The organism is Rhodococcus sp. Q (assembly GCF_005503035.1).
Taxonomy (GTDB): domain Bacteria; phylum Actinomycetota; class Actinomycetes; order Mycobacteriales; family Mycobacteriaceae; genus Rhodococcus_G.
This window is the reverse complement of record NZ_SCOY01000002.1, coordinates 39133-53391: the sequence shown is the minus strand read 5'-3', so window position 1 is coordinate 53391 and position 14259 is coordinate 39133. Positions and strand designations below refer to the sequence as shown.

Annotated in this window: 12 protein-coding genes; 3 read left to right on the top strand and 9 right to left on the bottom strand. The window is 70.5% G+C overall.

The genetic code is table 11. The features are described from left to right. Window positions 1–2: 2 nt before the first annotated feature. Both FFS72_RS02565 and FFS72_RS02560 read right to left on the bottom strand, forming a co-directional pair. Window positions 3–1256: an RNA polymerase sigma factor gene (locus tag FFS72_RS02565; protein WP_137872732.1), complete on the bottom strand. Its 1254-nt coding sequence runs from the start codon at window positions 1254–1256 to the stop codon at window positions 3–5. Window positions 1257–1314: 58 nt separating this feature from the next. Continuing rightward, window positions 1315–1671: a YciI family protein gene (locus FFS72_RS02560; protein ID WP_050064329.1), complete on the bottom strand. Its 357-nt coding sequence runs from the start codon at window positions 1669–1671 to the stop codon at window positions 1315–1317. A 207-nt stretch (window positions 1672–1878) separates the two neighbouring features. Here FFS72_RS02560 and FFS72_RS02555 point away from each other — a divergent pair, with 207 nt between their 5' ends. Continuing rightward, window positions 1879–2178, top strand: coding sequence for a hypothetical protein (locus FFS72_RS02555; RefSeq protein WP_137872485.1), 300 nt, complete (start codon window positions 1879–1881; stop codon window positions 2176–2178). Between the two features lie 24 nt (window positions 2179–2202). Here the strand turns inward: FFS72_RS02555 and cobJ are convergent, their stop codons facing one another. Genes cobJ through cobG form a run of 3 tightly spaced genes read right to left on the bottom strand, consistent with a single transcriptional unit; the run spans window position 2203 to window position 5489 of the window. Further along, a complete protein-coding gene (cobJ, locus tag FFS72_RS02550) occupies window positions 2203–3693 on the bottom strand; it encodes a precorrin-3B C(17)-methyltransferase (protein ID WP_137872484.1) in 1491 nt (496 codons plus the stop codon). Next, on the bottom strand, window positions 3690–4316 hold the full coding sequence (locus FFS72_RS02545; RefSeq protein ID WP_137872483.1) for a precorrin-8X methylmutase: 627 nt from the start codon (window positions 4314–4316) through the stop codon (window positions 3690–3692). The genes cobJ and FFS72_RS02545 overlap by 4 nt, the downstream gene beginning before the upstream one ends. A gap of 18 nt (window positions 4317–4334) precedes the next feature. Beyond that, complete coding sequence (cobG, locus tag FFS72_RS02540; protein WP_137872482.1) at window positions 4335–5489, bottom strand: precorrin-3B synthase; 1155 nt, start codon at window positions 5487–5489, stop codon at window positions 4335–4337. A 182-nt stretch (window positions 5490–5671) separates the two neighbouring features. Here cobG and cobN point away from each other — a divergent pair, with 182 nt between their 5' ends. Further along, window positions 5672–9292: a cobaltochelatase subunit CobN gene (gene cobN / locus FFS72_RS02535; protein WP_137872481.1), complete on the top strand. Its 3621-nt coding sequence runs from the start codon at window positions 5672–5674 to the stop codon at window positions 9290–9292. 66 nt (window positions 9293–9358) lie between these two features. Here cobN and FFS72_RS02530 read toward each other — a convergent pair whose 3' ends face one another. After that, the gene (locus tag FFS72_RS02530) at window positions 9359–10723 is read right to left on the bottom strand and encodes an MFS transporter (protein WP_137872731.1); all 1365 of its coding nucleotides are present in this window, start codon (window positions 10721–10723) and stop codon (window positions 9359–9361) included. Window positions 10724–10947: 224 nt separating this feature from the next. Here FFS72_RS02530 and FFS72_RS02525 point away from each other — a divergent pair, with 224 nt between their 5' ends. Next, window positions 10948–11328: a PPOX class F420-dependent oxidoreductase gene (locus FFS72_RS02525; RefSeq protein ID WP_137872480.1), complete on the top strand. Its 381-nt coding sequence runs from the start codon at window positions 10948–10950 to the stop codon at window positions 11326–11328. 73 nt (window positions 11329–11401) lie between these two features. Here FFS72_RS02525 and FFS72_RS26315 read toward each other — a convergent pair whose 3' ends face one another. The 3 genes from FFS72_RS26315 to FFS72_RS02510 all read right to left on the bottom strand — a co-directional run bounded on the left by FFS72_RS26315 (window position 11402) and on the right by FFS72_RS02510 (window position 14227). Further along, window positions 11402–12217 carry a hypothetical protein gene (locus tag FFS72_RS26315; protein ID WP_212744311.1) on the bottom strand — a complete coding sequence of 272 codons (816 nt, stop codon included), beginning with the start codon at window positions 12215–12217 and terminating at the stop codon, window positions 11402–11404. A gap of 189 nt (window positions 12218–12406) precedes the next feature. Further along, complete coding sequence (locus FFS72_RS02515; protein ID WP_137872478.1) at window positions 12407–12787, bottom strand: RNA-binding S4 domain-containing protein; 381 nt, start codon at window positions 12785–12787, stop codon at window positions 12407–12409. Window positions 12788–12796: 9 nt separating this feature from the next. Further along, entirely contained in the window at window positions 12797–14227 is a 1431-nt protein-coding gene (locus FFS72_RS02510) for a lipase maturation factor family protein (protein WP_137872477.1), read from the bottom strand. Window positions 14228–14259: the final 32 nt, after the last annotated feature.

Genomic DNA, 14259 nt, shown 5'->3' with positions numbered 1-14259 from the left:
CGTCACGCCGGGTTGGTGTCGGCGGCGCGGCGCAACAGCAGGTCGCGTTCCCGCGCGTTCTGCGTCAGCTCCGCGGCGCGGGTGAACTCGGCGCGGGCGTCGTCGGGGCGACCGAGCTCGACGAGGAGGTCGCCGCGCACGCTGGGCAGCAGGTGATAGTGGCGCAGCGCGGGGTCGTCGGCGAGCGTGTCGACGATGACCAACGCGGCCTCCGGGCCGTCGGATCTCGCCACCGCGACCGCGCGGTTCAGCGCGACGACGGGGGACGGTGTCAGCACGTACAGCCGCGCGTACAGGGCCGCGATCGCGGGCCAGTCGGTGTCCTCGTAGTCGGTGGCGCGGGCATGGCAGGCGGCGATCGCCGCCTGGAGGCAGTAGGGGCCCGCCCAGCCCGGTCCGCGGCGCCGCCCGACGCCCCCTGCCGTGTCGAGGGACTCCATTCCGAGGCGGATCAGCAGCCGGTTCCAGCGGGAACGGTCCTGGTCCGCGAGCAGCACCGCCGCGCCGTCGGGGTCGGTGCGGGTGGACATGCGGGACGCCTGCAGGCTCAGCAGCGACAACAGTCCGTGCACCTCGGGCTCGTCCGGCATCAACGCCGCCAGTACTCGCGCGAGCCGCAGCGCGTCCTCGCAGAGCGCGGGCCGCAGCAGGTCGTCGCCTGCGGTCGCCGAGTAGCCCTCGTTGAACACCAGATAGACGACCTCGAGGACCGACGCCAGCCGAGCGGCGCGTGCGGCACCCACCGGTACCTCGAACGGCACCTGCGCCGCGGCGAGGGTCTTCTTGGCGCGCACGATGCGCTGCGCCACGGTGGACTGCGACGCGAGGACCGCCCGGGCGATCTCGTCGGTGGTGAGGCCGCCGAGCAGTCGCAGCGTCAACGCGATCCGGGCCTGCGTGGACAGGACGGGATGGCAGGCGACGAAGATCAACCGGAGCAGGTCGTCGTCGATGTCGTCGGGGTCCGGTGTCGGCGGTGCCACGTCTTCGAGTCCGTGACCCACCTCGGCGAGCTTGCGCTGGTAGTTCTGCTCGCGCCGCACCACGTCGACGGCGCGGCGGCGGGCGATGGTGATCAGCCAGGCGTCGGGGTTGTCCGGGATGCCGGTGACCGGCCACTGTTCGAGTGCTGCGACGAGGGCGTCCTGCGCGATCTCCTCCGCGAGCCCGACGTCGCGGACGATGCGGGCCGCGGCCGCGACGACCCGAGCCGACGAGATTCGGAAGACCGTCTCGATCGTGTCGTCCACCGGCAGCGCCCCCACGACTTCCGATGACAGCAAAGTCGTGGGGGCGCAGTCAAGGGCGGTGACGTCAGCCCTCCGCGATCTCACGCACTTCGAGGGTGACGGTCCAGTAGTCCTCGTGGACCTGCAGGAACCGGCGCGACCACTCCAGCGCTTCGGCCTTGTCCCGGCACTGCATGATCGCGTAGCCGCCGACAACCTCCTTGCTTTCGGTGAACGGCCCGTCGGTGTAGCTGAGTTCGCCGCCCGACCAGGTGATGCGGGTGCCCTCCGAGCTCGGGGTCAGGCCCTGGGTCTCGAGCATGACGCCGGCCTTGGTGACCTCCTCGATGAGGGCGCCCATACGCTCCATGAGTTCGGGGCTCGGCCCGTCTGCGGGGGCGGTGCGCTCGTCGACCTTGATGAGGGACAGGTAGCGGGGCATGACGACTCCTCGGATTCGGATTCTGCGGACGGGGTCTTTCCCCGTGCTACCTGTGAGTCGAACAGGACCCCCGCGGAATCGACACGGCCGCGAGGAAATTTCCGAGAACGTGCTCCGCCGCCGTGGTGCGTCGCCGGTTGTGGGGTCTCGTGTGGGCGCCTACCGTCGAAATCGAACGGCCTGACCCCGAAACGGGAGGAGTGCCCCGTGACCACCCCCGAGCATCATCCGCACACCGACCACGAGCACGTGCACGGACCGGGCTGCGGCCATGTGTCGGTGCCGCACGGCGACCACGTCGACTATGCCCACGACGGCCACCTCCACCGCGTGCACGGCGACCACGTCGACGAGTGCGAGTCGTCCGAGCACACCGTGCACGACACCCACGAGCACCACCACGGTGACGGCTGCGGGCACGTCGCGGTGCCACACGGCGACCACGTCGACTACGTGCACGACGGGCATCGGCACGCCGAGCACGGCGACCACTACGACGAGCACTGACGCCGCAGCCGCGGCGACCGCGCGTCAGCCGGGGTAGCGCCTCGGGGTGAACACCTTCCGCTTGCCGCCGGACTCCACGACGGTGGTCTGTGACGATCCGACGATGAGCAGGGTCCGCATGTCGACCTCGGACGGCTCGAGCTCGCCGAGCGGAACGATGCGGACGCTCTCCTCCGGTCCGGCGACGTCGCGGCCGACGATCACCGGGGTCTCGGGGGAGCGGTGCTCGAGCAGCAGGTCCTTCATCGCCCCGACCTGCCACGTGCGGGACTTCGACGCCGGGTTGTAGACGGCGATCGCCATGTCGGCGGCCGCGACCGCGGAGATGCGGCGAGCGACGACGTCCCACGGCTTGAGCCGGTCGGACAGCGAGATCATCGCGTAGTCGTGCCCCAGCGGGGCGCCGACCCGGCTGGCGACGGCATGCGCGGCGGTCATGCCGGGCAGCACCCGGACCGGCACGTCACGCCACTGCTCGTCGGCGGCCATCTCGATCACCGCCGCCGCCATCGCGAACACGCCGGGATCACCGGAGGAGACCACCGCGACGCGGGCGCCGCGTTTGGCGAGGTCCAATGCCATTGCGGCGCGCTCGGATTCGACCTTGTTGTCGCTGGCGTGCACGTTCTGGCCGGGGCGTACCGGTACCCGGTTGACGTAGGTGGTGTACCCGACGACGTCGGTGGCGCGCGCCAACTCGTCCCGCACCTCCGGTGTCGTCCACGCATCGTCGCCCGGACCCAGTCCGACGACGGTGACACTGCCGGCCTCGGCGACCGGCGTCGCGGCCGGGTTGTTGGACGGGCTCGGCACGATCGCGATCGAGAAGTACGGGACTTGCGACTCGTCGACGTCCGCGGCGCGCAGCACCCGCTGCCGGTCGCTGCTGGCACGTTCGACGTAGGACGCCTCGGCGAGCCGCCCCGAGTCCTCGAGGGCCTTGCGCACGGCCGGGAAGGTGCGGCCGAGCTTGAGGATCGCGGCGGAGTCCGTCGCGCGCAGTCGCCGCGTCAGCTCGTCGGCGGGCAGGGTGCCCGGGAGGATCGTGAGGACCTCGTCGCGTTCGACGAGGGGCACACCGAGTGCGGCGGACGCGGCGCTGATCGAGGTGACCCCGGGGATGACCTCGGCCTCGAATCGGTCGCACAGCCGTTTGTGCATGTGCATGTAGGAGCTGTAGAACAGCGGGTCGCCCGCGGCGAGCAGGGCGACGGTGCGACCGGCGGCGAGGTGCGCGGCGAGGGTCTCGGATGCCTCGGCGTAGAAGTCGTCGATGGCGCCCTGGTAGCCGCCGGGATGGTCCACGGTCTCGGTGGTGACGGGGTAGACGAGGTGTTCCTCGATCTGGCCCTCGCGCATGTAGGGCGCGGCGACGGCGCGGGAGATGCTGCGTCCGTGCCGGGCGCTGTGGAACGCGACGACGTCGGCGTCCCCGATGATCCGGGCCGCCTTGACGGTGACCAGTTCGGGGTCGCCGGGGCCGAGACCGATTCCCCAGAGTTTCCCGGCCATCATTCGACCTCCGTCGCGATCGCGTTGAGGGCTGCGGCCGTGATCGCGCTGCCCCCGCGCCGTCCCCGCACCACGATGTGCTCGATGTCGCCGGCGCGGACGATGAGGTCCTCCTTCGATTCGGCGGCACCGATGAACCCGACCGGGCACCCGATGATCGCCGCGGGCTTCGGAGCGCCCTGGTCGATCATGTCCAGCAAGTGGAACAGCGCGGTCGGGGCGTTGCCGATCGCGACGACAGCACCCTCGAGCTTCGGACCCCACAGTTCCAGTGCGGCGGCCGACCGGGTGTTGCCGAGACGTTCGGCGATCACCGGTACCCGCGGGTCACCGAGCATGCACACCACATCGTTGTTGGCGGGTAGCCGCTTTCGCGTCACACCCGAGGCGACCATCGTCGCGTCGCAGAAGATCGGCGCTCCGCTGCGCAGCGCTCCTCGGGCGGCCGAGACAACTCCCGGGGTGAACGCGACGTCGGACGTGAGGTCGACCTGGCCGCATGCGTGAATCATCCGCACGACCACCTGCGCGACGTCCGCGGGGAACCGAGACAGGTCCGATTCGGCGCGGATCGTGGCGAAGGACTGGCGGTAGATCTCTGCGCCGTCGCGGATGTAGTCGGTCATGGCGCACACGATATTGGGTCAGCGTGCGGGCGGGTCCACCCGGTAGCCGTCGTCGGTGGCGACGACGTCCGTGACGGCGCCGCGCGGTCGTCCGCAGCGGCGTTCGCATCCGGCCCAGTGCTGGCGCCCCTCCGCGGGCAGCGTTTCGGTCTCGACGGCGCGCACCGCGTCGGCTCGCACATCGGTGAGGGACTTCGCGCATCCGGGTTGGCCGGCGCAGGCGCTGACCTGCAGCCACGGTGAGTCCGCATCGAAGATCAGTCCCATCGGCGCCAGCACCCGCACGACCTGTTCGGCCATGTCCTCGGTCAGGTCGTGCAGCAGCACCGAGCGCCACGGCGTCACCGTGATCGGGCGGTCGACGGCGACGAGGAAGTCGGCGAGGCGGGCGGGGAGCACACCGAACCGCAGTCCCGCTGCCAGCGTGACCCCGCCGTCCGGTTGGTCGATCCAGCCGATCGGTCCCGTCGTCACGGGCGCGGCCAGGTCGATCACCTCCGCTGTCACGGACAGCCCGAGACGCTGCAGCACCGCGGCGGGACCGTCCTCGATCTCGTGGAGACGCCACTGCGAACCGCGGATCTCGCGCAGCACCCGCGCCGCGCCGAGGAGCGCCGTGACACCGTCGTCGGGGCGCAGGCGGACACCGTGATCGGCGCCCGCGAGGACCAGCGCGATCTCGGTCGGCGTCACCGCGTGCAGCCCGATGTCACCGCGCAGCGCGGTGACATCGCCGCGGCCGTCGTCGAGGGTGAACAGGACCCGTCCCGGCAGATCCGCGAGGTCGGGGTCGGCGCACAGTCCGGCGTCGACGTCGGCGACCCAGCCGCGGACGTCGACGAACCCGCCGACCCGGCCCGACAGGGGCGTGGCGAGGATGTTGCGGACCCGCTCGTGCGTCGCGGAGGGCAGCAGCCCGACCGCCGCGAGCCGGGCGGCGAACGTCGCGGGGTCGGTCACCGCGCGGAGTTGGACGTTGCCACGCGACGTCAGTTCGATCTCACCGCCCGCCAGGTCGCGGGACGCGTCGGCCAACGCCTGCAACTGCGCCGGGCTGATCGCGCCGCCGGGCAGTCGGGCACGGGACAACGCGCCGTCGGCGGCCTGGTGCACCTGCAGTGCACCGGGGCACGCGTCGGGGCGGGAACGGTCGGGGGAGGTGAGCTCGGACATCGCCTCCAGGGTACGGCGGGCCCACCGGTAGCATCACCAACCATTGCGGCAGCTCGAGAGGAAGCCGGTGTGATTCCGGTGCGGTCGCGCCACTGTGACCCGGGGTTTTCACCGGGAAGCCAGACCCTCCGACGCTGCCGTCCCGACCAAGTGGGGCGCGAAACCCCGAGGAGGCCCGTCACGTGATCCTGCTGCTGTCGACGTCCGACACCGATCTGCTCAGTGCCCGCGCCAGCGGCGCCGACTACCGCTGGGCGAACCCGTCGAGGCTCCTCGTCGACGACCTGCCCGGCCTCCTCGACGGCGCCGATCTGGTCGTGGTCCGCATCCTCGGCGGCAGGCGGGCGTGGGAGGACGGGCTGGACGTCGTCCTCGCGGCGGGGATCCCGACGGTGGTCCTGGGCGGCGAACTCGCGCCGGACGCCGACCTGATGGAGCTGTCCACGGTGCCCGGCAACGTCGCCGCGCAGGCGCACACCTACCTCGCCGAGGGCGGGGCGGCGAACCTGGCGCAGCTGCACGGCTTCCTCTCGGACACCGTCCTGCTCACCGGCGTCGGCTTCGAGGCGCCCGTGCACACCCCCACCTGGGGCTACGGCCACGTGAGTCCTTCCGGTCCGGACACGGACCTCGAGGACTCACGGGCGGTGGTGGCGGTGCTGTACTACCGGGCGCAGCACCTGGCGGGGAACACCACGTACGTCGAGGCGCTGTGCCGGGCCATCTCGGACCGCGGCGCGCGGCCGCTGCCGATCTTCTGCGCGTCGCTGCGGACGCCCGAACCGGAGCTGCTCGACGTGCTCGGCACCGTCGACGCGATGGTGGTGACGGTCCTCGCCGCGGGTGGCACGAAACCGGCGAGCGCCTCGGCCGGGGAGGACGACGAATCGTGGGACGTCGCCGCGCTCGCCGCGCTCGACGTGCCGATCCTGCAGGGCCTGTGCCTGACGAGCAGTCGTGAGGCGTGGGAGGCGAACGACGACGGGCTGACGCCGCTGGACGTGGCGACGCAGGTCGCGGTGCCGGAGTTCGACGGACGCATCATCACGGTCCCGTTCTCGTTCAAGGAAGTCGACGCCGACGGCCTCACCACCTACGTCCCCGACGCCGAGCGGGCGGCTCGCGTCGCGGGCATCGCGGTGCGGCACGCGCGGTTGCGGCACGTCGCCAACACGGACAAGCGGATCGCGCTGATGATGTCGGCGTATCCGACGAAGCACGCGCGGATCGGCAACGCGGTCGGCCTCGACACCCCGGCCAGCGCGATCGCACTTCTGTCGGCGATGCGCGACGCCGGATACGACCTCGGTCCCCGGGACGGGGAGGACGCGCTGCCCGGCCTCGCGGCCGGCGACGGCGACGCCCTGATCCACGCCCTGATCGCGGCCGGCGGGCAGGACCCGGACTGGCTGACGGCGGAGCAGTTGGAGGGCAACCCGATTCGCATCTCCGCCGCCCGCTACCACGAGTGGTTCGCGACGCTGCCCGCCGACTTCCGTGACGCCGTCGAGGAGCACTGGGGGGCCGCGCCCGGCGAACTGTACGTCGACCGCAGCGCCGACCCGGCGGGTGAGATCGTCATCGCGGCACTGCGGGTCGGCAACGTGGTGCTGATGGTGCAGCCGCCCCGCGGATTCGGCGAGAACCCGGTCGCGATCTACCACGATCCGGACCTGCCGCCGAGCCACCACTACCTGGCCGCGTACCGCTGGATCTCGGCGGCGGCGGACGCCGGGGGATTCGGCGCCGATGCGATCGTGCACCTCGGCAAGCACGGCAACCTGGAGTGGCTGCCCGGCAAGACGCTCGGCATGTCGGCGTCGTGCGGCACCGATGCCGCGCTCGGCGAGCTGCCGCTGATCTACCCGTTCCTGGTCAACGATCCCGGGGAGGGGACGCAGGCGAAGCGCCGCGCGCACGCGACCCTCGTCGACCACCTGATCCCGCCGATGGCGCGCGCCGAGTCGTACGGCGACATCTCCCGGCTCGAGCAGTTGCTCGACGAGCACTCGAACATCTCCGCGCTCGACCCGGCGAAGCTGCCCGCGATCCGGCAGCAGATCTGGACGTTGATGCGGGCCGCGAAGATGGACCACGACCTCGGGCTGGCGGAACGGCCCGAGGAGGACGTCTTCGACGACATGCTGCTGCACGTCGACGGCTGGCTGTGTGAGATCAAGGACGTGCAGATCCGCGACGGCCTGCACGTGCTCGGGCAGGCGCCGGACGGTGACGCCGAGGTCGAACTCGTGCTGGCGGTGCTCCGCGCGAAGCAGATGTGGGGCGGTGAACGCACCGTTCCCGGACTGCGGGAAGCGTTGGGACTGAGCGAGAGCGGCGACGAGGCCCGCGGCCGCGTCGACGAGATCGAGCAGACCGCGCACGGCCTGGTCGCCGCGTTGCAGAAGGCCGACTGGGACCGCGCCGCCGCCCGCGAGATCGGCGCCGCGCACGGCGACCAGGTCGTCGCGGTGCTCGAGTTCGCCGCCACCGAGGTCGTCCCGCGGCTACGCGGCACGTCCCGCGAGATCGATCAGGTGCTGCGCGCGCTCGACGGCCGGTTCATCGAGGCGGGACCGAGTGGGTCGCCGCTGCGCGGCCTGGTCAACGTGCTGCCGACCGGGCGGAACTTCTACTCGGTCGACCCGAAGGCGGTGCCGTCGCGGCTCGCGTGGGAGACCGGTCAGGCGATGGCCGAGTCGCTGCTCGCCCGGTACCTCGCCGACCACGGCACCTACCCGACGTCGGTCGGCCTGTCCGTGTGGGGAACATCGGCGATGCGTACGTCCGGCGACGACATCGCGGAAGTGTTTGCGCTGCTCGGTGTCCGGCCGGTGTGGGACGAGGCGTCGCGCCGCGTCACCACACTGGAGGTCATCGACCTCGAGGAGTTGGGCCGTCCCCGCATCGACGTCACGGTCCGCATCTCCGGGTTCTTCCGGGACGCGTTCCCGCACGTCCTCGCCCTGCTCGACGACGCGGTGCGGATGGTCGCGGCGCTCGACGAGCCGGCCGAACGAAACTTCGTCCGCGCTCACGCGCAGGCGGACCTCGCGGAGCACGGCGACGAGCGCCGCGCCACCACCCGCATCTTCGGCTCGAAGCCGGGCACGTACGGAGCGGGCCTGCTGCAGTTGATCGACTCGAAGTCGTGGCGCGGCGACGCCGATCTCGCGCAGGTGTACACGACGTGGGGCGGCTACGCCTACGGCCGCGGCCTCGACGGTGCGCCCGCCGCGGACGACATGCGGACCGCGTACAAGCGAATCGCGGTGGCCGCCAAGAACACCGACACCCGCGAGCACGACATCGCGGACTCGGACGACTACTTCCAGTACCACGGCGGCATGGTCGCAACGGTGCGCGCGCTGACCGGCAAGGACCCCGAGGCGTACATCGGCGACAGCACCCGCCCGGACGCGGTGCGCACCCGCACCCTGTCGGAGGAGACCGCGCGGGTGTTCCGGGCCCGCGTGGTGAACCCGCGGTGGCTCGAGGCGATGCGCCGCCACGGCTACAAGGGTGCGTTCGAGATGGCGGCGACCGTCGACTACCTGTTCGGGTACGACGCCACCACGAATGTCGTCGCGGACTGGATGTACGAGAAGCTCGCCGAGACGTACGTCCTCGACGAGCAGAACCGGGCGTTCATGGAGAAGTCGAATCCGTGGGCGCTGCACGGCATCGCGGAGCGGTTGCTCGAAGCCGTGGAACGGGACATGTGGGAGGAGCCGACGCGGGAGATCCTGGACGGGCTCCGGAAGGTGTACCTCGAGACCGAGGGCGACCTCGAGGACCGCTAGGGCAGGTCTCCGAACCCACACCACGGCGATGGGGCCGAACCGGAATCCGGTTCGGCCCCATCCTGTTCAGGCTGCGTTCGCCTTTCCCCGGCGGATCAGCAGGGTGAAGCCGATCGCCGCGAGCGATGCCACGCTCAGCATCACGACGATCGCGGTCAGTCCGCTCGTCGTGTTGGCGCCGCTCGACAGTGCGGTGCTCGCGAGGATCATCGTCGCGATGGAGACACCGATGCCACTGCCTCCGGTACGGATGACGGCGTTGGTGCCTGCGGCCTCGCTGGTGGAATGCTCGGGGACGGCCTCGACGAGCAGGTTCGGCAGAGCGGTGTAGGCGAACGCCGTCGCCACCGACACGGTGATGACCATGATCATCATGCCGACGACGGAGTCGTGGAACACGAACAGCATCGCGTTGCCGATCAGGAACAACGTGCTGCCGATGAGCATCGAGGTGCGGGCACCGACCGCCGCGGCGATCCGCCCACTGAGCGGGGTGCACACGAACCCGAACATCGATCCGGCGAAGGAGAGCCAGCCGGCGTTGGTTGGGGTCAGGCCGAGACCGAACGGCGCGGTCGTCGGGGACTGCAGGACAATCGGAATGATCATCGTCGTCACACCGATGGGGCCGATCGAGATCGCGAACGTCGCGAGCATCGTCAGCGCGAACTTGCGGTTCGAGAACTGCCGGATGTTGACGATCGGCGAGGTTGTCCGCAGCTCCCAGAACACCCACAGCACCAGCGCCACGACGCCGCCGAGCACCAGGCCGAGGGTGGCGGGGTTCGTCCAGCCCCAGGCGGTGGACTTGTTCACGCCGAGAAGAACAGCGGCGATGGCAGGCACGAACGCGACCGCGCCGACGTAGTCCACGGTCTCCTTGGTCCCGGTCGGCCGCCGCCAGGGCAGCACGAACACCACGAGGGCGATGGCGCCGATCGCGTACACCGCCGCGACGAGAAAGATCATGTGCCAGCTGGCGTGGTCCAGCAGGACGCCGGCGACGAGCAGCGAGGCCGATCCGGCGGCCACCGCGGACCCCGAGATGATCGCCACCGCCACCGGGACGCGGGACGCGGGCAGGTGCTCGCGGGCCAGTCCGATGCACAGCGGGAGGATCGCACCGGCGACACCCTGGATGGCGCGCCCGGCGATGATCCAGCCGATACTGTCGCCGACCGCGCTCACGATCGACCCGACGGCGGCCGCGCACAGCAGCACGATCAGCACACGTTCGCGGCCGTACATGTCGCCGAGCCGCCCACACACCGCCGCCGACGCGGCAGCCACCAGCAGGAACGCGGTCACGGCCCAGCCGACGGTCGCGGCGTCACTGTGGAACTCCGCAATGAACGTCGGAATGGCGGCGTACACCATCGACGTCTCGAACGCGCTGATGACCTCCACCGCCACGAGGACCGCAATGATCACCCCGGCGGAGCGCTGCCGGTCGTACCACCCGCTGCGGCGACCGCCGTCGGGAATCTCCTCGACTCGAATCTGGTCTGTTGTTGTCACTGGACACCCGTCTGCCGTCAACCGGAATTCCGGCAAGCCGAAACTTCGTTGCTTGCACGACGGTCAAGGTAGGGTTCTACGGAATTTCACACGGGTTGCTTCCCGGTGACCGAGACCACAGCCCCTAGGCTGCCTTCATGGGTGCCTCATTCGGCGACGTCGCCGCAGCGAAATACGTTCTGCTCACCACGTTCCGCAAGGACGGGACGCCGGTGTCGACCCCCCTGTGGGCGGCCCTCGACGGCGACCGGTTGCTGATGTGGACGGTGACCGACTCGTGGAAGGTCAAGAGGATCCGGCGGAATCCGCGGGTGACGGTCGCGGCATGCGACGTTCGCGGCAACCCGAAGGGCCCCGCAGTCGAGGCGACCGCGGAGATCCTCGACGACGCGGGCACGGACCGCGCTCGCGACGCGATCGCCAAACGCTACGGACTTCTCGGGTGGATCACCATGAAGGGGAGCCTGCTGCGGCGGGGCCGTTCGGGCACGATCGGCCTGGCGGTGACCGCCCAGTAGCAGATCGCATGGCCCGAGCGGAGTTCCGGATCGAACCGGATGCCCGCCCGGGCCACGCGACTCGGTTCTGAGGTCAGGACTGGCTGCTGCCGAACATGTCGGAGCTACCGGCACTACCGGAGCCGGAGCTGCCGGCACTGCCGGAATCGGAACTTCCGGAGCTGCCGGCACTGCCGGAGTCCGAGCTGCCGCTGATCACGGAGCTCGAGTCGAAGGACACCGACAGCTTCGCCCGGTAGCCGGGCGAGGACAAACCGAAGGTGCCGCCCGCCGGAATCAGGGACGAGCCGCCGCCGCCGCCGGCGGTTCCGCCGCCGCCGCCGTACAGGCCGCCGCCACCGCCGCCGCCACCGATTCCGCCTGCGCCACCGGCGCCCAGTGTGCCTGCGGTGCCTCCGAGACCCGCGTCCCCGCCCGCGGCGGCGGTGCCTGCCAGGCCACCACCGGGAGCAGCCGCACCCGCGTCACCGCCGGGTCCCAGTCCGGCACCACCGCCGCCTCCGGCAACGATCAGCCGGCCGGTGAGCGCGGCCACCCCGTCGTCCAGGGAGGCGGTGCTCAGCGACGAGTAGCCGCCGCCGCGTTTCGTTCCGGTGCCACCGCCGCTCCCGACCACGACGTACAGGGTGGAACCGGGTGTGACCGCGACGTCCGCTTCGACGAGGGCTCCGCGACCTCCCTGAGCGCCGGCGCCACTGCCGCCCTCGGCAACCACGTGCATCGTGGTGACGTCCAGCGGAACCTCGAGGAAGAACTCCACGATCCCAGCCGAACTGTCGTATGCGCAGGATGTCTTGCCGTTCACCGTCGCGCACCCGGTTGACGCGGACGGCTGCGCCGATACGCCACCAGCGCCGAGCAGCGCCGCGGAGGCGGACGCAACACTCATGACAGCGACCATTCGCGCCGCGCTGCGTCCGCGCCTCAGTCCTCGTCGACTGCCGACCAGACCGATCATCAACCACACCTCGCTCATCACGTCCATGCCGGCGCGAATGCCACCGGCGGCGGGAAGCATGTCATGGACGCCAGTCCAGATGGAGCGAATTGGGGAGGATGATATCCCTAGTTCGGATAGCTAGTCTTCGTTGAACCCGCGCAACCGATTCAACTCGCGCCGTTCACGTTTCGTCGGTCGACCCGTCCCGCGGTCCCGCTGCGGCACCGCCAGCAACGCCTCACGAGCCGGTGGAGGGGGTGACTTGTCGATCAGACACAGGGCGGCCTCCGCGGCGCCGACCCGCTTGCGGATCAGCCGCGCGACCACGACGATCCGCTCCCGGCCGCCCACCCGCATCCGGATCTCGTCGTCGACCCGGACCAGCTGTGCCGGCTTGGCGGACACCCCGTTGACGCGGACATGACCCGACCGGCAGGCGGCGGCCGCGGCGGATCGGGTCTTGAACAGGCGCACCGACCAGACCCAACTGTCGAGGCGCACACCCGAGGATTCCGACACGACCTCAGGCTACCGGCGCCCGAACCGGGCCCGGTTCACCGGATGCAAGCACACACTGATCGGCTCCCGATCCCACCAACGGCCGGTCTCGCGGCGAGTGAGTCGGTCCGTGAACCGGTACTCGTACAGCTGTGCTCGTACCCATGTTGGCGGGGTGTCGGGGAACGGATTGTGGCGCAGCAATTTCAGGGTGTCCCGGTCGTTCTCGAGGAGCCTGCGGACGAGGCCGCCGAACCAGCGGTCGCCGTAGCCGGGGGAGATCGCCGCGAACCACATCAGCCAGTCCAGTCGCAGGTGATAGGGAGCGAACTGACGCGGCCGCCGCGACGGATCGCCGGGCTTGCCGCGGAACTCGTACTCCCGCCACTCGGTGTGCGGCCCCGGTGCGTCGTCGTCGGTGCCCTCGACGACGATCTCGGTGCGGACCCGGGTCACGGTGCCGAACGCGCCGTACGTGTTGACGAGGTGCCAGTGGTTGAACGAGGCGTTCATCAACTGGTGGTGGCCGGCCATGTTCCGCACGGGCCAGTAGCTCAGCACGACGACGCCCACGGTCACGGCCAGCGTCGCGGCCGTGAACCACAGTGGCGCAGAGGACGGTTCCGGAATGTCGACCGGGACGATCCGACTCAGCATCGAGTCGGGAAGCACCGAGCAGGCGAGTACGATCGCGAGCCAGTTCAGCCACGAGAAGTTGCCACTGGCCACCAGCCACAGTTGCGTCACGATCATGGCGGCGGCAACCCACCCCGCGACCGGCTGGGGCGCGAACAGCAGGAACGGCAGCACCAGTTGCGTCACGTGATTGCCCGCCGCCTCGACACGGTGCAGCGGCCGCGGCAGGTGGTGGAAGTACCAGCTCAGCGGTCCCGGCATCGGCTGCGTCTCGTGGTGGTAGTACAGGCACGTCAGTCGCCGCCAGCACGGATCGCCGCGGATCTTGATCAACCCCGCCCCGAACTCGAGCCGGAACAGCAGCCACCGCAGGAGCAGCATCACCGTCACCGGCGCCGCGGTCTCGGCGTTGCCGAGGAAGATCGCCAGGAACCCGGCTTCGAGGAGCAGCGATTCCCACCCGAAGCTGTACCAGAGCTGCCCGACGTTCACGATCGACAGGTACGCCGCCCACAGCAGCAGCCACACCAGCATGCAGACCGGCAGCGGAAGTCGCGCCGTCACGCCGGCGACGGTAACCGCGGCCAGCGCGGCACCCGACCAGGCGACGACGGCGTAGAACCGGTCCGAATAGTGCCAGTGGAAGATGCTCGGCGACCTCCCGAACGACGACGTCGCCAGGTAGTCCGGGATCGGGAGCATCCCCGTCGTGCCCAGCAACGCCCGGAACTGACGCGCGGCCGCCACGAACGCCACGAGATAGAGGGCCGCGAGCCCCTCCGTGAAGAGCCACCGGCCGAGAGAGCCAACGCCGAACCAGTCCATCGACACACACCCACCGAATCGGACGCTACTCC